This window comes from Streptococcus sobrinus DSM 20742 = ATCC 33478, from assembly GCF_000686605.1.
GTDB lineage: Bacteria > Bacillota > Bacilli > Lactobacillales > Streptococcaceae > Streptococcus > Streptococcus sobrinus.
In genome coordinates, this window is record NZ_JMLC01000018.1 from 17310 (window position 1) to 39303 (window position 21994).

The 21994-nt window shown below is 44.6% G+C and carries 15 protein-coding genes and 1 other annotated feature; of the genes, 5 read left to right on the top strand and 10 right to left on the bottom strand.

Features of this window, described 5'->3' with window-relative positions; genetic code table 11:
* The 3 genes from BS63_RS0106905 (at window position 1) to BS63_RS0106915 (ending at window position 4724) form a co-directional block, all read left to right on the top strand.
* On the top strand, window positions 1-2001 hold the full coding sequence (locus BS63_RS0106905; RefSeq protein WP_002961340.1) for a KxYKxGKxW signal peptide domain-containing protein: 2001 nt from the start codon (window positions 1-3) through the stop codon (window positions 1999-2001).
* Window positions 2002-2219: 218 nt separating this feature from the next.
* On the top strand, window positions 2220-3212 hold the full coding sequence (locus BS63_RS0106910; RefSeq protein WP_028798508.1) for a KxYKxGKxW signal peptide domain-containing protein: 993 nt from the start codon (window positions 2220-2222) through the stop codon (window positions 3210-3212).
* Window positions 3213-3434: 222 nt separating this feature from the next.
* Window positions 3435-4724, top strand: a complete 1290-nt coding sequence (locus BS63_RS0106915; RefSeq protein WP_002961337.1) for a KxYKxGKxW signal peptide domain-containing protein — start codon at window positions 3435-3437, stop codon at window positions 4722-4724.
* A gap of 142 nt (window positions 4725-4866) precedes the next feature.
* On the opposite strand, the gene BS63_RS0106920 is transcribed toward BS63_RS0106915, so the two are convergent.
* The 8 genes from BS63_RS0106920 to BS63_RS0106955 all read right to left on the bottom strand — a co-directional run bounded on the left by BS63_RS0106920 (window position 4867) and on the right by BS63_RS0106955 (window position 16354).
* Entirely contained in the window at window positions 4867-9639 is a 4773-nt protein-coding gene (locus BS63_RS0106920; protein WP_002961335.1) for a glycoside hydrolase family 70 protein, read from the bottom strand.
* Between the two features lie 857 nt (window positions 9640-10496).
* Window positions 10497-10790 (bottom strand): 50S ribosomal protein L27, encoded by a 294-nt coding sequence (gene rpmA, locus BS63_RS0106925; RefSeq protein WP_002961158.1) that lies wholly within the window; start codon window positions 10788-10790, stop codon window positions 10497-10499.
* A 23-nt stretch (window positions 10791-10813) separates the two neighbouring features.
* On the bottom strand, window positions 10814-11146 hold the full coding sequence (locus BS63_RS0106930) for a ribosomal-processing cysteine protease Prp (protein ID WP_002961156.1): 333 nt from the start codon (window positions 11144-11146) through the stop codon (window positions 10814-10816).
* A gap of 9 nt (window positions 11147-11155) precedes the next feature.
* Entirely contained in the window at window positions 11156-11470 is a 315-nt protein-coding gene (gene rplU / locus BS63_RS0106935) for a 50S ribosomal protein L21 (RefSeq protein WP_002961153.1), read from the bottom strand.
* Between the two features lie 39 nt (window positions 11471-11509).
* Window positions 11510-11610 (bottom strand) — a sequence feature (ribosomal protein L21 leader region).
* Window positions 11611-11824: 214 nt separating this feature from the next.
* Complete coding sequence (locus BS63_RS0106940) at window positions 11825-13003, bottom strand: CapA family protein (protein WP_002961151.1); 1179 nt, start codon at window positions 13001-13003, stop codon at window positions 11825-11827.
* A gap of 273 nt (window positions 13004-13276) precedes the next feature.
* Entirely contained in the window at window positions 13277-13819 is a 543-nt protein-coding gene (locus BS63_RS0106945) for a GNAT family N-acetyltransferase (RefSeq protein ID WP_002961149.1), read from the bottom strand.
* A 117-nt stretch (window positions 13820-13936) separates the two neighbouring features.
* Window positions 13937-15151, bottom strand: coding sequence for a tRNA uracil 4-sulfurtransferase ThiI (gene thiI, locus BS63_RS0106950; protein ID WP_028798509.1), 1215 nt, complete (start codon window positions 15149-15151; stop codon window positions 13937-13939).
* Window positions 15152-15208: 57 nt separating this feature from the next.
* Window positions 15209-16354 (bottom strand): cysteine desulfurase family protein, encoded by a 1146-nt coding sequence (locus BS63_RS0106955; protein ID WP_002961146.1) that lies wholly within the window; start codon window positions 16352-16354, stop codon window positions 15209-15211.
* 164 nt (window positions 16355-16518) lie between these two features.
* On the opposite strand from BS63_RS0106955, the gene BS63_RS0106965 reads away from it, so the two are divergent.
* Complete coding sequence (locus BS63_RS0106965; protein WP_002961144.1) at window positions 16519-17043, top strand: DUF6556 family protein; 525 nt, start codon at window positions 16519-16521, stop codon at window positions 17041-17043.
* Window positions 17043-18293, top strand: a complete 1251-nt coding sequence (locus BS63_RS0106970) for a bifunctional folylpolyglutamate synthase/dihydrofolate synthase (protein ID WP_002961141.1) — start codon at window positions 17043-17045, stop codon at window positions 18291-18293. Before BS63_RS0106965 ends, BS63_RS0106970 begins: the two co-directional genes overlap by 1 nt.
* A gap of 100 nt (window positions 18294-18393) precedes the next feature.
* On the opposite strand, the gene gorA is transcribed toward BS63_RS0106970, so the two are convergent.
* A complete protein-coding gene (gene gorA, locus BS63_RS0106975; protein ID WP_002961140.1) occupies window positions 18394-19746 on the bottom strand; it encodes a glutathione-disulfide reductase in 1353 nt (450 codons plus the stop codon).
* 264 nt (window positions 19747-20010) lie between these two features.
* Window positions 20011-21816, bottom strand: a complete 1806-nt coding sequence (uvrC, locus tag BS63_RS0106980) for an excinuclease ABC subunit UvrC (protein ID WP_002961139.1) — start codon at window positions 21814-21816, stop codon at window positions 20011-20013.
* Window positions 21817-21994 lie beyond the last annotated feature (178 nt).

Genomic DNA, 21994 nt, shown 5'->3' on the forward strand with positions numbered 1-21994 from the left:
ATGCAAGAGAAGAAACATTACAAACTCCATAAGGTCAAAAAACGCTGGGTAACAATTGCAGTCACAGCTACGGCAGCTACAGTCCTATTTGCAGTCGGGGCTCAGACTCAAGCTGACCAAGTGGCAAACCCGCAAGAACAAACAACCACTACTCAAACAGACAATCAGTCTGATAAGGTCGCTGATCAAGAAGTAAATACACAAGCTTCTGCAGAACAAGCAACCGCTCAAACACCGAGCCAAGACCAAACTCCTGCTGCTGAACAAAAGACGACTCAAGAAACTCCTGAAGTCACTCTAAATCAAGACAGTTCTGCTGGCGACCAAGGACAAGCTGACCAAGCCAATCAAAACAACCAGAGTCAAGACGCTCAAAAATCAGAAGCCAATCCATCGACGGACAATGCTCAAGCCGATGCCGCCAATCAAACTCAAGAGGGTTCTAAAGACCAAGCGACAGCTACCGAAGCTGATAACGGTGTCCAAGCAAACAGCTTCTATGGGAAAGACGGCAAATGGTACTATGCCGATGCCAATAAGCAAAATGTAACTGGTTGGCAAACCATCAACGGGCAAAAGCTTTACTTTAATGAAGATGGTAGCCAAGTTAAGGGACGTGAAATCACCGATAATGGTGCTAGCTACTACTTCGACCAAGATACAGGCGATCTCTGGACTAATCGCTTCGCTAATCAACAAGAGTACGACTTTGATATTCTGGCAACCGACCACGATTGGTACTACTATGGTCAAGATGGCAAGCGAGTAACTGGTTGGCAAACCATTGACGGCAAGAAGATGTACTTCACGACCGAAGATGACCAAAAGGCCAAACCACGTTACAGCTACAACAAACAGGTCGGCAGTCAAATCAAGGGCCGTATCCAAACCATTGATGGTAAGGACTACTACTTCGACCAAGATACTGGTGAACTCTGGACCAACCGCAATGTTACCATCGGCCAACAAACCTTCCATTTAGATGAAAATGGGGTAGCTACTCCAGTTGGTGAGAAAAAATCTACCGGTCACTTCATCACAAAAGAATTGCAGAATAACTACGGTCACTATAGTGCTCAAGTTTATGTGGACCAATATAACAATGCCATTTCAGGTCTGCAAACTAAAGATGGCAAGGATTACTACTTCAATAGCTATGGTGTCCAACTCAAGAACGAGCTAGCTACCCTTGATGGTAAGGACTACTTCTTTGCCCCTGACACTGGTGAAAAGGTTAAAAACCAATTTGTTAATATCAACTTCAATAATAACAGATACTATAATCCTGTCTTCAACGGCTGGCTCTACTTTGGTCAAGACGGAGCTGCCGTGCAAGGCTGGCAAACCATTGATGGAAAGAGAATGTACTTCTTGACCAATAAAGATGCGGACTCAGCACCAGATTATGCCCGCCAAGTCTCAGCTCAAGTCAAGGATCGCCTACAAACCATTGATGGTAAAGACTACTACTTCGATAATGACGGTGTTCTACAAACTAATAAAGATGTCACCATCAACGGTAAGAATTACCACCTGAATGAAAATGGTGTAGCAACTGCAGAAGATCTCAATGTTGGTGGACACTGGGAAGAGAGAACACTACACGATTCACGAACCAATAAAGATTTTAAAGCCAACGTTTATGTTGATAAAAATGGTACTCTGGTTACTGGTTTACAAACAATTGATGGTAAGAAATATTATTTTTTCGGTAACGGCGAACAAGCCAAGGATACTATCATCGAACAATCGGGTTATAGAATGTTTTACCTAGCTCCCGATACTGGTGAAATGGTAACAGATAAAACCATTCAGGTCGAAAATGTAGCTCACTTTAGATATAGTGACGGCATGGATGAGCCACTATTCTATAAGAATGGCTGGTTGCATTTTGGGGCTGACGGATTAGCTGACAGTGGTTATCGGAAGGTGCATGGCTATGATTACAACTTACAAAAAGACGAGAAGGGAAGCACTAGGTGGAAAAGTAAAGTAGGCTAAGAAATAATTTTCACCCTTACATTTTTAAAGCAGAGCCGACCAAGCAGCTCTGCTTTTCTTTTTCCTAAATCGCTTTTTAATATTTCTTTAAGATTAACTTTCTTGCAAAAGAGTAAGATTTGTCTCATCGAGATTACAATCTGTAATCGTTTTAAAGACTATTACGATAGGCTTTCATTAGTATGATACAATAGGCCCTGCATAAGGAGGTATGTTTTATGCAAGGAAAGAAAACTTATAAGATGCACAAGGTTAAAAAGCATTGGGTAAGCATTGCTGGTACAGCAACAGTCTTATCTGTCGCTTTATTAGCGAATAATCAGGTCAAGGCTGATGAACAAACAGAATCAACTGTTGTTCGGGCCGATAGCGCTGCTGTTGTAACCAAGCCTGCTGATGAGACCAGTCAGACTGACCAAGCACAGCCAGCGACTGCTGAACAAACGGCTACAGCTAATCAAAATCAGCAAGCTTCTGCTAATACTGCTGATCAAGCCCAAGAGCAAAGACAGGATACAGCCAATCAAGATAAATGGCAAGCTGTTGATCAAGCTAGCCAACCTGAACAAGTCGCTACTGCTGTCGATCAAGTTCAAAACGCAGCTAAGAGCGATGCTAACCAAGTAGTAAGTACGGATGTAAAAGATAGCCATGCTGTTGTCAGCAAGGATGATGCCAAGTCATCTTCAGACCAAGCAGCTGAGCAAGCTGGCTTCTACACAACTGGTAATAATGACTGGTATTATAAAAACGAAGATGGTAGCTTAGCAAAGGGCTTGCAAACCATCAATGGCCAAACTCTCTACTTCGATAACAATACTGGTAAGCAGGTCAAAGGGGCTACAGCAACTATTGATGGTAAGGAATACTACTTCGACCAAGATACAGGTGATATGTGGAAGGATCGCTTCCGTCAAATTGACAAGCAAGACTATCGCGGGGTCGCTCCTGGTTCCAAGGTTGGGGTCGCTTGGCTCTACTATCAAGCCGATGGTTCTGTTGCCTCAGGCTTGACCACTACTCCTGATGGACGGACCCTCATGTTTAATACCTATAATCATGAGCAAGTCAAGGGTAAAATGGTCAATACGGATGGTAGCAATTATCGCTACTTCGACCTCCATACTGGAGACATGTTGCGCAACACCAGTATCTATGATGGCAGTCAAAAATACAACATCGATGAGAACGGTATTGCAACCAAGGCCTAAGCAACAATTATTTTTCTACTCTAACGTGAGAACCTTCTTTTGAGGAGGTTCTTTTTTGATGTGAATATGCAAGAACTTTAATGTTACAAACCATTTTACGTTTTAATGAAAAAGATTCATTGGAGATTACAAGGGATTTACATTTTCCCATCGTTTTAAGAATCGTTACAGAATCCTTGAAATACTATGATACAATAAGCTTTGCATAAGGAGGTAAAGTCTATGCAAGGAAAGAATACCTACAAATTACACAAGGTTAAAAAGCATTGGGTAACCATTGCAGGAACGGCAACCCTTTTGTCGGCTTCACTCTTGGCCAACGGACAAGCAAATGCTGATGAACAGCAGGATTCAACTGTTGTTAGGGCTGATAGCACTGCCGTTGTTACCAAACCAGTTGACGCTCAGCAAACGAACCAGCCAACACAAATTCAAAATCAACAAGCAGACTATTCAGAATCAACTGATACTTCTGCAATTCAAGAACAAGTAGCTAATCAGGCTGACCAAGGTCAAAAATGGGAAGCTGTTGATACCAATGATAAAACTGTACAAGATGTCACTGAGCAAATGCAGACTCAGGCAGCGACTTCAGCTAATCAAGAACAGCAACCTTCTGCATCTGCAGAAGATGCCAAGGTTCAAGTTGGCTTCTTAACAACTGGGAAAAACGATTGGTACTACAGGCAAGAAGATGGTAACTTAGCCAAGGGGCTGCAAACCATCAACAGTCAAAAGCTTTACTTTGATCAGACAACTGGTCAGCAAGTTAAGGGAGCTACTGCTAAAATCGACAAAGACACCTACTACTTCGATGCTGATACTGGAGATATGTGGACCAATCGCTTTGCTGCTAATACGGATGGTAACTGGTTCTATTTTGGTCAGGACGGAAAAGCTGTTAAAGGTTGGCAAACCATTGATGGCAAACGATACTTCTTTGATCGCTTGACTGGGGTACAGGCAAAAAACACAGCTCTTAATACTGATGAGCTCCAAACTCATTATTTTAAAGACAATGGAGAAATAGCTACCGACCTTTTCTTCCAAAGCAAGGCGGGAGATTGGTACTACAATGATGAAAATGGAAACACTGCTCACGGCCGCGTGACCATTCATGGCAAGCATTACGCCTTCACAGACCGAGCGGGAACACAAATCAAGGGAAGTTATTATGCCGCTCCTTCTGGACCTTACAAATACTTCTATGATGGCAATAGCGGAGAGATTTTGACCAATAGCTTTGTCGCTGACCAGTATGGCAATTGGTATTACGTCAATCAGGAGGGAACCTCCGTTCAGGGAACCCAAACCATCAATGGAGAAACCTACTATTTTGACCCTTATACTTCTGTACAAGCCAAGGGACGCCTCGTTAAGACCGAGGACAATAATTATCACTACTTCTATAAGGATAGTGGTGACTTAGCCAAGGACACAAGCATCACCATTGGCAATCAAACCTACGTCATTGACGCTAATGGTATCGCTACTAGAGTTTATGGTAACTAAGTCAAATAGACAAAACCACTCGGGAAAATTTCACGGGTGGTCTTTTCTAATCTAAGAAAAATGGACTTAAAGCGCTAAACCAAAAAAGACTTCCTCAGTCCGAGGAAGTCTTCTCTGTATTGAGAAAATAAAATCTCAAATATTAGTTCCAGCCACGGTAGATAGCTGCGCCATCATTACCGAAGTAATAATATTGACCGTAAACGAATTTCCATTGGTTGGTAATCATGCTACCTGAATTTTCATCGAAGTAGCGTATCTTACCGTCGGAAGTCCTTACTGCTTTACCTTTAGCTTGAATACCATTTTCGTCAAAGTAAACACGTTGGCTACCAACTGTTTGCAGGCCTGTCAAGACTTTACCATTTTTCACATAGAGCCACTGACCTTGGGCGTTTGAGTACCAGCCACTGCCAATTACCAATTGACCTTCCATGCTATAAAAGCGAAGAACTGAGCCGTCCTTGAAGATTTGACCCTTAGGATTTCCCGCTGTTTGAGCAGTGCCATCATTACCGAAGTAGTAAGTCTTACCGTTAACTGTTACAGACTTGTTGAAGGCTTGGTCGCCTGAATTTGCATCATAATAGCGAACCTTACCATCAGTTCCTGTTACCAGTTGTCCTTTGACTTGATGTCCATCTTCCTTGAAGTAAAGATGTTGACCATTGATGGTCTGTTCCCCAGTCAAGGCTTTACCAGATTGGATATAAACCCAATCGTGATTTGCAGTTTCATACCAACCGCTGCCTGTTACCAGTTGTCCTTTGAGATTATAGAAACGAAGAGCACCTGAAGCATCCTTGAAGGTTTGTCCTTTGACAACGCTTGGATCAACTGCAACACCATCATTTCCGATAACATAGGTCTTGCCATCAGCGGCCTTAACAGTCTTGTTGAAGACTTGTTCACCAGATTTAGCGTCGTAGTAACGGATCTTACCATCAGTACCCTTGACGATATCTCCCTTGACTTGTTGGCCGTTAGCCTTGAAGTAAAGTTTTTGGCCACGAATAGTTTGAGCACCAGTCACAGCTGCACCATCTTTACCAAGGTAGAACCAATTGCCTGCCTTATCTTCAATGAAGGTATCAGTCCACATGTCACCTGAATCGACATCGTAGAAGTAAAGTTTACCTTCGTCAGAAGTTACGAAGTCACCCTTAACTTGTTGACCGTTTGCTTCAAAGTAAAGTTTTTGTTTCCCAACGGTTTGAGCACCGGTAACGGCGACACCATCTTTACCTAGATAGTACCAGTGACCAGTCTTGTCAGCGATGAAGGTATTGGTTACAGCATTTCCATTATGTTGGTCAAAGTAACGTACCTTACCATCACGGGTGACAATAATCTTATCCTTAGCTTGAACACCATCTTTATCAAAGTATTGAACATTGCCATCAACAGTTGTCAAGCCAACGGCCATGTTACCGTCCTTGAAGTAACGCCAGTCATTACCAAATTGTTGGTAACCATTTTCATAGCGTTTACCGTCATTTGCGTAGTAATGGCTATTGCCTTGAGCATCTGTATAAATAGTGTTGCGAAGAGCCGTACCATTTTCAAGGAAGAAATAGTTAGCACCATTAATGGTTTGAGCGCCAGTCACCATATAACCGTCTTTACCGAAGTAGTATAGATTGCCTGCTTCGGTAATGAAGCTTGCTTTGACTTGGTCACCAGTTGCACTTGAGTTATAAATATAACCCTTACCATCATAACGAATACCAGACTCTACAACCTTGCCGAGTAAGCTGCTTGGTAAGAAGAGTGTATCGCTGGCAACGTTGAAGTACTTGTTGCTGACTTGGTCGCTGAGGACATAATCGGCACCCCGGCCAAGAATATTACTTCCATTAAAGTACTTAGCAGACCATTGTTTAATCTTAACAGATGGATCAATCGCCTGACCAGTAGAGATTTGTTTCTTGGTAAAGAGTTCTGGATATTTTTCCTTTAATTCGTCAAGGAAGGCACCGCCGTATTTAGCTTGATAGTCATCACCAGAGCTCTTTGTATCTGTTACGTAGAGACTGTGATTAATTTGGCTTCCTGCGATTGGTTTGCCAAACTTATCTGTCCGAGTAACAGTGACCACTTCTTGTTTAGGGAAGGTGTACATTTGGTCTGGAACCCAGTCTGCCATAACCTTCAGGCCCTTAGCATGGAGAGCCTTGATAGCCTTAACCAATTGGTCGGCTGTACCATACTTGTTTGCTTTAGACATACCCAAGTCATAACGGTCGGTAAAGGCATAACCATTTTGAATGACAGAGTCAAGGAACTGACCGTCAGTAGATGAGACATACTGAGGAGCCATTTCAAAGTCAGTGATTCCCCATGAAACAAATTTATCAACATTGTTAGCAATAACAACATTGGTATACTCTTCTTCTTTTGTCGCAAAAGATTGGAAGTTAGAGAAACCTTCAAACATGACGCGAGAGTCCATGGCAGCATCTTGATGGAGTGATTTTCCATCGGTACTTGCTGTATCGCTAGCTGCTACACGAATATCTTGGTCATCTGCTGCTCCCACTGGTACCCAGACTTGAAGGAAACCAGAAACCTGAGGGTTAGCAACCCCCTTGAGATCGTCGTTCAAGAAGTAGAGGTAACCATTTTCATCTGTGCGCTTAACCAGACCAGCCTTGCTAGCATCAGCATCTGTAGCATAGGTTGCAACACCGTCTTTAGTTGATACCATAAGAGCACGGTATTCTTGGTTAGCGTGGGCAGCACCCATGTTGAGGGCTACAACCTTTCCATCCAAGCTAAAGTTGGGTTGGTTTCCCATAACAACGCCGACACCTGACGTACGAGTTGTCGCATCACCCTTATCGCTTTGTTTAAGGGCACCCTTACCATAACGGACAGAAGTCAAGATTTCGCCATTACCGATTTGGTAATTTTGCATAGCCTGACCACCTGAAACGTACTTCATACGAGCCTTTAGGAGTGATTCGATAGCATCGTAGTTCACAGTCTTATTAGCCATGTATTGGCCATCATCGGTGAACATATCTCCATAGTAGACACGTGGGATAGAGCCCTTGTTTGTGAGAAGCAGGGTGTAAGAGAGCGGCACATTGTAGTGAGTGTATTTTTTATCAGTCTTCTTGAGATCTTCGTTGTAAATCTTGAAAGCTTGATCAATTTCTTCTTGGGTGAATGAATAACCAAATGAATTTGGATTAATCTCAGCCTTAATAATATCACGAATGATATCCTGAACTTCACTATCATGAGCCCGAGCAAAGCTGTAACTTGGAACAGTTTCAACCTCACGGTCATCCACTTCACGGTCAACCAGACTGTTGTGGATGAGGGGATTCAAGCCAGAACGTTTGTCCAATGGTTTAGCCAAAGACCAAAGCATAGACAAACGGAACTTGTTGTCCATGTTCATGAGGTTGTCGCCATCATCATGGAGATAAGGGGTATCGTTGTCGCTCCATGCTTCTACGATAGAAACGTGGTTATTAGCATTTTTGTTGTTTTTATCGATACCGTAAGCTGCCTTAAGGTAATCACTAGAGATTTGCAGAAGGTCAGCATCGACATTATCTACCGCATCAACACGGATAGAGTCAAAGTTAGCATCCGCATCTTTAGCATAGATAGAGCCAAAGTTGAGCAGGTAATGCAGCCAGTTGAGTTGCTCTGCTTGAACGACGGGATTAGAGTTATCCACGTCGTTAGCCAGAAGGAACTCATAACCACCCAACGGGTCGTTAGCATTGTAGGTGAAACGAGAGTCCAGGGAACCAGTTTGGTTAGTTGGTGTGCGATTGAGCAAACGATAGTTCGATTGCGTATCTGGTGTCAAATCAGATTGGTTATCGAACTTGAGGGCACCATTTTGCAAGTGGTCATCGTATGGCTTTTCGCTTTCACCATTCCATTGTGGTTGAGTTTTAACAAAAGCTGAGATAGCTTCACGCAACCATTTGGTATTTTGTTCAGTTGTAATCTTTTGTTCGATACGGGCTTGAACCAGTTCAGCTGCTGCTGTCAGGTCAGCCTGGCTCGTTTCAGCGGTATAGGTTTTATCGATACCAACAACCTTGTTCATGTAGTTAACATAGTTGCGTTTGGTTTCGGTATCTGGCCACCAAGCCATGAGAAGCGGGCGGAAGTCATCTTTGCCAGATTCTGTCCAAGTTTTTCCGTCTTTCAGGATTGATTTTGGACGATACCAAGAGTCAGCTGTCAGGTAGTTATCAACGGCTTCAAAATTTTCAGCTGAGGTGCTGTAGGCACGGTTATTAGCTGCAAATATTGTTGCATTTTGACTTACAGCTGAACTGGACTTGTCGGCATCAACCTTGCTAGTGTCCTTGTAAGCGCCAGTTTCATCAAAGTAATAAATCTTATCACCAACGCTGACAGCAAAGTTTTTCTTAACATTGCCATCTTGGTCGTAGTAATAATATTTACCGTCAACCTGCTTAACATTTGACATTTTAGCCAAGTCTGATGGAATTGAATCAGATTCAGCAGTAGCCACATTCTTGGCTTCTGCTAACATCTCATCTGTAAAACCTTGGTTCTCATTTTCAGTCGGAACCCACTTAGCTTCATTAGCATTTGTGGTTGTTTGAGCTGCCGTGTCTGTGCTAGCTGTTGTTCCTTGAGTTTGCTCTGCTGCTGATGCTTGATCTGTTGCTGCATCAGTTGAAGCAGACTGTTCTGATGTAGCTGTTGCTGCAATAGAAGTCTGGTCAGTGGCTTGATTGTTAGTAGTCTGGTCACCAGTTACCACGGCTTGGTTGCTATCATCACTAGCAGTGTCTGTATCCGCACTAGCTACTGAAGCACCAAGGGCTGATGCCAACATGGTGGCAGATGCGACAGAGAGGGTTACCCATCTCTTTTTCACCTTATGCATCTTAAAACGTACATTCTTCTCCATGAACGGAGTCCTCCTAATTTGAAAAAAATAACGATCGTTAACTTTTTAGTAGTTAAGACTACTCTAATCGTCAGCTTATTTTACCACAATTTACAATTTATTTCTAGTTATTAACATTTTATTAAACCTTTCCTTCTGGATTTCACTTTTAAACTGGTGTCATTCTCATCAAAAACCGGTCTTATACTATTTTAGTCCCTTAGACTTCTGTAATACTTTGTCATATTTTAGGTTCAATGAAAACCAAAGGTTCATTTTTTAGAGTTTCTAACGCAGCTAGTTTATCAGTGATTGAAAATCACTGATAAACTGCGGTAATCGCTAGGGTGACTGACCTAGCTGCCTGACTCTTTCATTTTCAAATAGAGCATCGGTTTTGAAAACGCCATGGCGTTAGTTGTGCGGATGCAAGAATAAACCGTTTGGGGAAGGGGTTGTTAAATCCAAAGGCGTTTCATGGCGACACGAAGTTAGGACAGTCAATTTTACTGGCCTAACTGAGTTAGCGAGAGAGTTACGTCATAGAGATTGGCGTTAGGGGGTCGGACAAAAAAGGGCTTGGACAGTCGGCAAAACCTTCGTGGTCCCTCACTTTCCCATTTCAAGGTGTCAGGCTAAAATAGTCCACCAGACATTTTGAATCCCCGAAAATTTCCCTTATTGGTAACAGCGCAACTGTTACCAATAATACCACTAGAGCGAAACTATCAGATTAAGCGCACTTCGTTTGCTATTCCTCTAAACTGTTTAGCAAACCGGTTGAAATCTCTGATTTTGATTTTCACTAAGGATAAGTCAGTATAAAGGGGTGAAAACTGAGAGCCAAAAAAAACAGGCTTGAAGCCTGCTTTTTAAACTTATTTTGCGATTGGGTAAACAGAAACTTGTTTCTTATCGCGTCCTTTACGTTCGAAACGAACCACACCTTCAACCTTAGCGAAGAGGGTATCATCTCCCCCACGGCCAACATTAGCACCTGGATAGATATGAGTTCCGCGTTGACGGTAAAGGATTGAACCACCTGTTACAGTTTGGCCGTCTGCAGCTTTAGCACCAAGGCGTTTGCTTTCAGAGTCACGTCCATTTGAGGTAGAACCTCCACCTTTTTTGTGGGCGAAGTGTTGCAAGTTAGAAAGATTAAGTTTAATCATAATAGTTTCCTTTCGTTGAATACTTATTTAATGATAGGTTGGGCAACATATTCCGAAGAATTTTCCGCTAGATTTTTCAGTCCAATTAGAACCGAATCAAAGAGCGTTTGCCAAACCTTAAGTTGGTCAGGAGTTAAGCCTTGCGGTCTTTGAATCCGCAAGTAGCCTCCCTCATTAGCCATTTCAAGCTTGGCTTCCTGCCCCGTCAAAACTGCTACTGAATTAGCAAAGTTGAGCGTCAGCATGGAAACCGCAGCACAGACAATATCAAAGCCATACTCACCACTGCCAGCGTGACCTGAAACTTCCATTTCCGACCAGCCCTCAGTATCTTTTGTAAATACCGCTCGAATCATCCGACTACCTTAGGCCTTGATTGACTTGATAAAGACCTTAGTATAAGGTTGACGATGACCTTGCTTGCGGTGGCTACCTTTTTTTGGTTTGTACTTGTAAGTAACAACCTTCTTTTGTTTTCCTTGTTTTTCAACAGTTCCAACAACACTAGCTCCGTCAACGAGTGGGCTACCAACCTTAGTAGCGTCTCCACCAACAAGAACAACTTGGTCAAAAGTGACTTCTGCTCCTGCTTCTACGTCAAGTTTTTCAACGTAGATGGTCTGACCTTCTTCAACTTTAACTTGTTTTCCACCAGTTTTGATGATTGCGTATGTGCTCATTATGCACCTCCTATAAGATTTTTGTGTGAAGGAATTCTCCTTCTTGTGAAGACTCGCCTAGAATCGTGAGAGCCGAACTCTTACTTAGAAGAGACCTTTATGCAAGGCCTCCAACGATTTTCGTGCGGTTGCACAGGATGTGCATATTAGTCAACAGTCCTATTTTACCACTAGCAGCTAATAATTTCAAGCCTCAACCTACCCACTTCTAGTTTTACTATCAACGAGGTATTGCTAGGTTTAATTGCCTTTTTAATGGTTGGGGGAGAAAATTCATGTAATGGACAAGCTGGGGCGATAAAATGTGACTACTCCATTGGCTATCCGTCGGCGCAAAGACTTACGCACTCCAAGCTACCACTGCAAATTAACCAAGTCATTCATCTCCTGATAGGCTGTATCAACCTTATCTTTCATGGTAGCATCCAGGTCCTTGCGGTATTTACCACCTTGGATGAAGTCTTCTAGGATTAGGGTCTGGTAGTTATAGGCATCATAGCCCTCATCCACCTTTTGGCCTGTAGCTTGGCGCCAAACCATGGTTGGATGGGCTTTGACAGTTTTAATGCTAGTCATCTTCCCCTTCTTCTCAAAGGTGACATCCATAAGCAATCCTCTTTCTGTCCAGATATCATCAACTGTTTCTTGGTTTTGGTTGGAAATAAAGTTACCCATGGAATAAATGATAAATTTCTTCTGTCCATCCTTCTTGATGGTTTCTGCTGGCTCTACTACGTGGGGATGACCACCAAAGATGACATCTGCACCCCAATCAATCATCTTATGATAGAGTTGGACCTGTTCATCAGTTGGTTGCTTCTGGTACTCGACCCCCATTTGAGGCATAACAATAGTGACATCCGCCTTTTTCTCTGCCTGAGAAAGTTCAGCCTTAATCTTTTTTTCATCTAAGTCGGATAGATGCTTTTTATAGTCGCTCTTGCTCAAATTGGCTTCCATACCATTATAGCCATAAGAATAACCCAGAATAGCTATCTTAATCCCATTGACATTTTTAATGAGAAAGTCTTCCTTTTGGCGATTCTTTTGATAAATGCCAATGGTATCAAGGCCCAACTTGTTGAAGGTCTGAGCGGTTTCCAAAGCACCAGACAAACCAGAATCTAAGATGTGATTGTGGGCCAGATCAATGACATCATAACCCGTGTCCTTCAAGGTCTGGGCGATGGAACTGGGGGCATTAAAAAGGGGATAGCCGGCTAGGGGGTAGTCACTACTGATGGTGCCCTCATAATCACCCAAGGCCAAATCCGCATCCGAAATCCAATCCTTGGCATATTTGAAATAGGGCGTGAAATCATAGGAACCATCTGGCTGGCGAGCACTCATATAGAGAATGTCATGAATTAAAATATCCCCATTAGCTACAACTCTGGCAGTATGCACCTGATTTGAGCTAGTCTGAGAGCTTTTGGATTGGCCTGAATAGTCATAGAGGGCTGCAAAAATTAGAATAACTCCAACCAAAGCCAGGCAGACTAGGCTGGTTTTAGAAACCGATAATCTCTTCATAAAAATCCCCTTTTTTCTTACTATTATAGCATGATTGCGCTTCCAAAAAAGACATTATTAAAAAATTTATCTTTATTAGTAAAACACCTGAAATTTACAAAAAAAAAACTCAACAAAAGCCAAGAAAAAACTGGCTGAAAACCTGCTAAGAAGCTGGCTGTCAGACAGTCAATTTTTATTTTATTTTTCAGAGGTGAAATTTTAATATAACTCTCAGCTGCAGATCCGTCGGGGAATAGGCAAAAAGGCAAGTCTTCATGGAGGCCTATTCGCCTATCCAAGGCGAATCTTAACCCCAGCACCTTCAATCAAGCTGGCTAGGCTGGCAAAATCTGCTAAGTCAGCAGGCAAAAAATTTGCTTGGCTGGCCATGACTTGATAGGCTTCTTGATTTTCATAGTAGTAATGAGGTGTCAGGTGGTAGCCATTAGACTGGTAGAAAGCCAAGCGGCGGAGGCGCTGACCGTAGTTGGTCGCCATCTGGTCCAGGGGCTCAATGACTAGAACTCTTACTCGCTGGCCAGCCTCCTGAGCCACTTTATCTAAAATAGCCGAACCATAGCCCTTAGACCGTTGCTCTTCTGCTACAGCCAGAAAGAGGAGATAATAGCAGCTCTCCGACTTGAGACTATAGCAAAAGCCACAGAAGGTTGGACCATCAAAGTAGGCTTGGAAGACAGCTTGGCCAGTCTGGGCTAAATTCTCCATCCAAGTTAAGGGCAGGCGTTCGGCCTCAGGAAAGGCAGTCTTGTAAAGGGCCTTAACCGCTGGGTAAAAGGATGAAATGGGACTAATAGTCTTGGAAGTTAAAGACATAAGGGTCACTTTCTAATTCAGCTTACCTAGGTATCTGCGAAAACAAAGGGCACTGCCAGGGTGCTTTTATCAACTTTGACAGCCTCGCACTTAGAGACTAAGAGCTGACTTTGAGATTTACAAGAGGTCGTCGATAAGTTGGTCGACAGCATCGGCCTGGTTATCCGGGGTAATTTCAGAAACCTTGATACCGGCTACTGCCCGCTCAACCAAGCCCTCGACATCCAGTCGAGCTTCGTATTGCTCAACATTCTTAATCTTAGGATTGGTCTTGGGACGATCTGGTGCAAAGATGGTGCAGCAATCCTCGAAAGGTTGAATAGAAATCTGGAAGGTATCAATCTTTTCAGCAATGTCAATGATTTCCAGCTTATCCATGGTAACCACAGGTCTAATAACTGGTGTGCTGGTCACCGCATTGATAGCCTGCATGGATTCAAGGGTTTGACTAGCAACCTGTCCCAGACTTTCACCATTGATGATAACCAAACCATGACGCTCTTGGCGAATACGGTCGGTAATTCGCATCATAAAGCGACGGATCAGGGTCATCAGGTAGGCCTCGGGGGCCTTGGCCTTGATTTCTTCCTGAATTTCTGTAAAAGACACTTCGATGAATTGAATATTTCCACCAAACTTGGTCAGCTTGCGGGTCAAGTCCTGAGCCTTTTTGAGGGCACCAGGACTGGTGTAAGGTGGGCTGGCAAAATGGACTGCTTCAATATCAACACCCCGCTTGAGGGCCAGATAACCAGCGACAGGTGAATCAATGCCACCCGAAAGCATGAGCATGCCCTTCCCCGCCGTACCAACAGGGAGACCGCCAGCCCCCTTGATTTCCTCATAGGAAATATAGGCTGCTTCGTCACGAATCTCAACCTTGAGGGTGATGTCAGGCTTCTTCATTTGGGCCTTGATATTTGGGAGAACATCAAAGACAGCGGAACCCAAATCTTGATTGAGCTCACGACTGTCCAACTCAAACTTGTGGTCGCTTCGCTTGCTGGAAACCTTGAAAGTCAGGCCTTCATGATAGAGACCTGTCATGATTTCTTGGACAGCCTGACGTAGGATAGTCATGTCTTTTTTCAGCTTATAAACTGGGGAAAAAGCCTGAATCCCAAAAATCTGTTTGAGACTTTCGGCGACAGGATGATAGTCGCTGCCATTGAGGAAGACATGACCTCGGTCGCGGTCTGCCGTCACTTGGACCTCTGGATAGATGGAGAGAACATCCTGGATGTTGCGTCTAAGTTTGTTGATGAAACGCATCCGGTTCTTGCCCTTGGTTGATAGCTCACCATAGCGAATCATAATTTCAGAATACTGCATGTTAGTGTCAAAAGTCCGACGGAATTTTTGCCGGACATCCTTTCTTCTTGCTGGTCTTTAACGGACTTTTTTTGTCTTTTGGTAAACTTGCTTGAAAATGGTCAAGAATTGTTCAACCTGGCTCATATCATTGTCATCATCGAGACTGATGCGGACTGCCGTCTGAGCTTCCTTGGTTGGCACGCCCATAGCAATCAGGGTTCCAGCAGGCTTACCAGCTTTGGAGGAGCAAGCACTGGTCGTTGATATGTAAATCTGATGCTCTTCAAAGGCATGGACAAGGACTTCACCCCGAACGCCCTTGATACCAAAGGTCAAAATATTTGGAGCAAAGTCATCAGTTTTTCCAGAAAAAAGCCTGATGTCAGGATATTTGCTAAGTTCATCGTAAATGACAGCCTTCATCGCTGCAATCCGAGGCAGAGCCTGGGCTTCCTTGTCTAGGGTTAATCGCAAAGTCTTAGCCATGGCTGCAATTCCTGCTAGGTTTTCAGTGGTTGACCGCAGGTCCTTTTCCTGACCACCACCGGTTAAGAGGGGATTGATACGTTTGCCGATCTTTTTATAGAGAAAGCCAACACCACGGACAGCATGAAACTTGTGCCCCGAAAAAGAAGCAAAATCAACCCGGTCAGTCAGATAGCTGGACGTCGGAACTTTCCCAATTGCCTGGACCGCATCCACGTGGAAAGAAATGGTCGGCTTGTCAGCCAGGAGCTCTGAAATAGCCTGAATGGGCTGGATAGAACCGATTTCATTATTGACGGCCATGACCGACACTAAAATCGTGTCAGGGCGCAGCAAATCTGCCAAGGCTTGGACATCAAGGAAACCCCGCTCATCAACTGGGGCAAAGGAGATCTCAAATCCCTGTTCTGCCAGCCACTTGGCCGATTCTTTGACTGCTGGGTGCTCAATATCAGAAACAATTATATGCTTGCCATAGCGGGCCTTTTCAAAGGCCACCCCCTTGATGGCCCAGTTGTCGCTCTCCGTTCCACCGGAGGTGAAAAAGATTTCCTGGGCCGATTTTCCCAGTAATTGAGCAATCTGCTGGCGAGAAGCTTCCAGCAGACGGGTAGCCTGGTCGCCAAGATTGTGGAGGCTGGAGGGATTTCCAAAAATCTTGCTTGCCACCTCCTGGTAGGTGGCAAGAGCCTGAGGATAGGGCCTTGTTGTCGCGGAATTATCAAAATAAATCATAAGTTTTCCTTTTAAAGTCAATTGCTTTTATTATAGCACAATTCGCGGGCCTGGCTAAGGGAAAGATTCCCCAGAGAAAGTGAGATTTCCCTAGTTTATTTATGGAAAATTTATCTGAATTTGGTACACTAGTAATTAGAAATATTTTTAAGGAGATTAAATTCATGGCACAATACTCACGTTCGGAACGCAGAAAGAAAGAAAATGCTGAACTCAGCCACACACCAATCAGAAAAGAAGAACCAAGAAAACCCCTACCCAAGGCTCGTACTAGTAAGAAAATCGCCCGCGGGGCTAAGAAGGGCTTCTCGGCACTCCAAAAGACCATTGCGACTATCGCAGCCATTCTGTCCATTATCGTGGCTTCCCTAACCATCTACGCTATCGTCCATAAGAGCCCAAGCAAGAGTAACGACAATAGCACTTCTTCTAGCTCTGTCGTTAAATCTAGCGATAGCTCAAGTCAAGCTAGCTCAGATAGTCAAGAGAATGCAAGTTCTGATGCTAACAGCGACCAAAATCAAGACGGGCAGTCGGATGACCAAAGCCAAAGCCAAAGCCAAGATCAGTCTCAAGATGGTCAAACAACCGATAGTCAAAGTCAAGATCAAAGCCAAGGTGATCAAGGCACCCAAGGTGCTGACCAGGGCAAAACTGGTGGCGTTGCTAACCAAACACCTCAACAATAATGCTAAGCTATCAAGAAACGCTGCAGGCCATCCATAGTCATAAGGCCAATGGACACAGACCTGATTTCAAGCGATTAAATTGGATATTAGACAAACTGGGGAGGCCTCAAGCGGGCTTTCCCAGTCTTCATATTGTCGGAACCAACGGTAAGGGCTCGACTACTGCCCTCCTGCAAGCTATCTTTACCACTGCTGGTTACAAGACAGGAACCTTTACCTCTCCCTTTATCACCCGCTTCAATGAAAGAATTGCCATTGATGGGCAACCTATTAGTGATAAAGAGCTGGTTGAGGTCTTTGACCTGGTCCAACCAAGGTTTGACCAGGTCGCTGAGACTGAATTTGGCTCCCTGACCGAATTTGAATTGGTGACGGTTCTTGCTTTCCTCTACTTCGAGCGGATCAAGCCGGTGGATATAGCGATAATCGAGGCTGGCATTGGTGGTCGCTTCGATTCGACCAATGTCATCAATCCCCTAGCAACCATCTGCACTTCTATTGGCTACGACCACACGGATACCTTAGGAGAGCGACTAGCAGACATCGCCTGGCAAAAGGCTGGTGCCATCAAGCCGGCTAAGCCCATTGTCCTTGGACAAGTTCCGCTTGAGGCTCAGACCGTTTTTGAAAATGAAGCGAAAAAGTTAGGTGCTGCTCTCTACCAAGCTGGTTGTGATTTTCAAGTAAAGGATAGGGAAGACAGTTTTGATTTTATGAGCCCTCAAGGCAATCTAGAAAATCTCTCTCTATCCCTTATGGGCCCTCACCAGAGAGACAATGCTGCCCTAGCCCTTGAGACTGCCCTCCTCCTTCAAGCCGTTTTTCCCAAGCTAGATGAAGAAGCTTTCAGAATTGGCTTGCAGACAGCGACTTGGCCCGGACGAGGTGAGCTGGTTAGACCTAATATTCTCCTAGATGGCGCCCACAATCCCCAAGGCATTGGGGCCTTGCTTGAGCTCCTAGAAACAGACTTTCCCAATTCCTCTAAGCATTTCCTCTTTGCAGGTCTCAAAAGGAAGGATTTGGCAGGAATGTTGGAGCTTCTGGACGGACAGGACTTGACGATTACTAGCTTTGATTTCCCAGGGGCTGCTGAATTGGCCGACTATCCCGACTATTTTAAGAAGATTGAGGATTTCAGGGACTGGCTGAGTCAGACCCAAGATTCCCAAGCACTCTATGTCGTGACTGGCTCTCTCTACTTCATCTCCCAGGTTCGCCACTTTCTCCTAGACAAAGAAACTCCCTAACCAATGCGGTTGGGGAGTCTTTTCTATAGCAGTATTAAACTGTTGCTTGCCCTTTGAACGAATTAGCTCTGGATAAGTTCGGGGAGGGACTTCTTTTGACTTACCGCATAGTAACGAATTCTTCTGCACCAGTTGGGTGGATGGCAACGGTGGCATCAAAGTCAGCCTTGGTTGCTCCCAGTTTGACAGCGACTGCGAAGCCTTGTATCATTTCATCGACACCATAGCCGATACCGTGGAGGCCGATGACCTTTTCTTCTGGTCCTTGAACCACTAGTTTCATCCGAGCGACTTGGCGGTGGTCAGCTAGGGCTGTGTACATGGAGGTAAAGCTGGAGGTGTAAGTTTTGATTTGGTCTTGGCCAAAGGCTTCGATTGCTTGACTTTCCGTATAGCCAACCTTACCCATAGCAGGGTGACTAAAGACCACTGTTGGAACATTGGTGTAATCCAGTTTGGCCTCACTTTGATTATTGAAGAGACGTTCAGATAGGAGCCGACCTGCCTTGACAGCAACTGGAGTCAGCTCTAACTTACCGTTGATGTCGCCGATGGCATAAAGACCTGGGACATTGGTATTTTCATAGGCATCAGCCTCAATAAAACCACGCTTATTGAGGGCCACACCAGTATTTTCCAAACCGTAACCCTGAGTATTAGCCACACGACCGATGGCCCAAATCAGCACGTCGGTTTCATGCTCCTGACCATTCTCCAAAACAAGGGTCAGGGAACCATCAGGATTCTTACGGACTTCTTTGGGTGTAGACTCTTTGTGGAGGGTTGGACCGTTTTTTTCCATCTCCTCCATGAGGGCATCGGTCAGATAGGTATCCCAATTTCGTAAAGGCCGGTCGTGGCGGACAAAGAGGTGGCTGTCGCTGCCAAGGGCATTGAGCACGCCGGAAATTTCGACCCCAATATAACCCGCACCAACGACGGCAGCACGCTTAGGAATTTGGTTCAATTCAAAGAAACCATCGGAAGTGATGCCGTATTCGGCACCAGAGATATTAGGAATGCGGGCGTGACCGCCGGTCGCAATCAAAATATGGGGAGCGGTGTAGGTTTGACCATCCGCTTCCAGGGTGTGAGCATCGAGAAAGCGAGCGTAGGCATTGAGCACTTCAACGCCATTGGCGGCAAAGCCTCGCTCATAGGAGCCATGGATGCGGTCAATATAGGCCTGGCGATTTTTCTTGAGGATAGCAAAGTCAAAGTCGCTAGAAGCCACTTTGAAGCCGTACTCGCCGGCATACTTACCAATGGCTTCGGCAACCTGGGCTCCATACCACATGACCTTCTTGGGCACACAGCCACGATTGACGCAGGTTCCGCCAGTTTCCTGAGCTTCAATCAGGAGAACCTTAGCTCCGTGCATGGCAGCTCGATTAGCCGAAGCAATCCCGCCTGAACCGCCTCCCAAAACAATATAATCGTATGTCTTTACCATAGATGTTCCTCTCTCTTGTTTGCAGGTAGGCATAAAACCTTTGGCTTTAGGCCTTTCTGATTACTACTTTTAAGCCAAGATTACCATAAAAGCCTGAGATGGGCAAATTTCTGCTACGGGGCAGGAAATGGAGAGGTGGCGGACTTTTGAGCTATTAAAAATCCTAGCCAGAAGGTTCTGGCTAGGGATTTGAAAGGGGACGAATTTATCTGTCCAATTCACAAGCAAAGGATTTTTAACGTTTGTTTTCTGATCGCTCTTCAATCAGTTCTTATCGCTGGGCACTTTCTCCTTCTCCATCTCCGTCAATCTAGCCTTCAAATCCTGAGCCACATTTCTGGGGACACCGCAGTTGACGATGTCATCGACATCGGCTTGCTGGATTTTGGTCAGGCTCTTGAAATGCTTGAGCAGGAGCTGTTTGCGTTTAGGTCCCAAGCTTGGAATACCATCCAGTTTGGAACTGAAACTGTTCTTACTTCTAACCTGACGGTGGAAGGTGATGGCGAAACGGTGAACCTCATCTTGGACTCTTTGGAGGAGGAAGAATTCTTGCGAATTGCGGGGGAGGTCTATAACCTCTAAGGGGTCGCCGAAGAGGAGCTCGTGGGTCTGGTGCTTGTCATTCTTTTGCAGGCCGGCGATGGGAATATCCAAGCCCAGGAGGTTCTGGATGACATCCTTGGCAATATTGACCTGACCTTGACCTCCATCAATAACAATCAAATCAGGCGGAGTCAGGCCATCTCGCATAACCCGGCTATAACGTCGATAGATGACCTCCCGCATACTGGCGTAGTCATCAGGACCGATAACGGTCTTAATCTTGAACTTGCGGTAGTCCTTCTTGCTGGGCTTGCCGTCAACAAAAACAATCATGGCAGCAACGGGACTGGTTCCTTGGATATTCGAGTTATCAAAGGCCTCAATCCGTCGGGGGGCAGGAATATTGAGCAGTTGGCCCAGATTTTCGATGGCTCCCTTGGTCTTTTTAATGTCCTTTTCTAGAAGGTCAAATTTTTGTTGCAGGCTGACTCGGGCATTCTTGGTGGCCAGATTGACCAGCTGCTTCTTCTCGCCCCGTTGGGGTTTGACCACCTTGGTCTTGACGACTGCCTTGACCAAGTCAGCATCAATATCCTGAGGAATAAAGACTTCCTTGGGCAGGAAGTGCTTGCTTTCCCGATAAAATTGGCCGACATAGGTCAGGAAATCTTCCTCAGGCTCATTATAGTAGGGGAACATATTGACATCACGCTGAATCAGCTTGCCCTGGCGAACAAAGAAGACCTGAACACACATCCAACCCTTATCCACATAGTAACCGAAAATATCTCGGTCCTTCATGTCTTGGTTCATAATCCGCTGCTTGGTGCGGAGTTTGCTGATGGCTTCTAGCAGGTCACGGTATTCGGCGGCCCGCTCAAATTCCATAAGCTCAGAAGCCTTGAGCATCTTGTCCTTAATCTGATCAACAATCTTATTGTCCTTGCCGTTGAGGAAATTTTTGACATCCTCCTTGAGACTATCCCAATAGGCCTGGTCGGTGTGACAGACGGTGTGGGCCTTGCATTGTCCCAAATGATAATAAAAGCAGACCTTGTTGGCAGGATTGGTACACTTTTTAAAGGGAAAAATCCGATCCAGCAGCCGCTTAATTTCGGTGGCAGCTCCAGAGTCCGGATAGGGACCAAAATAAATCCCGTCCTTGCGGTGAACCTGGCGGGTAATCATGAGCCGAGGGTAAACCTCATTGGTAATCTTGATATAGGGGTAGGACTTATCATCCTTGAGGCGAATGTTGTACTTAGGCATATTCTTCTGGATGAGGTTGATTTCCAGAAGCAGGGCCTCGGTATTGGAGCCCGTTACAATATACTCAAAATCGGCAATTTCTGAGACCAGCATCTCTGTCTTGGTATCGTGACTGCCATGGAAATAAGAGCGAACCCGATTCTTCAAATTCTTAGCCTTGCCAACATAGATGATGGTGCCGTTTTTATCCTTGTGGATGTAGCAGCCAGGACTATCCGGCAGCAACTCCAACTTGTGTTTAATCAGTTGATTCATAAAGACATTATAACAAATTTACTTGGCCTACTTAAGGATTTAAAATACCAACCTATCCATCCGCCCATCCTCAAACTGAACAAGGTAGAACTGGATTTTTTAACTAAAGGAATGATTATTCGTATATTGTAAAACGCTTACAGATATTTTATAATAATCGTGAAAATTCAAAAAAGGA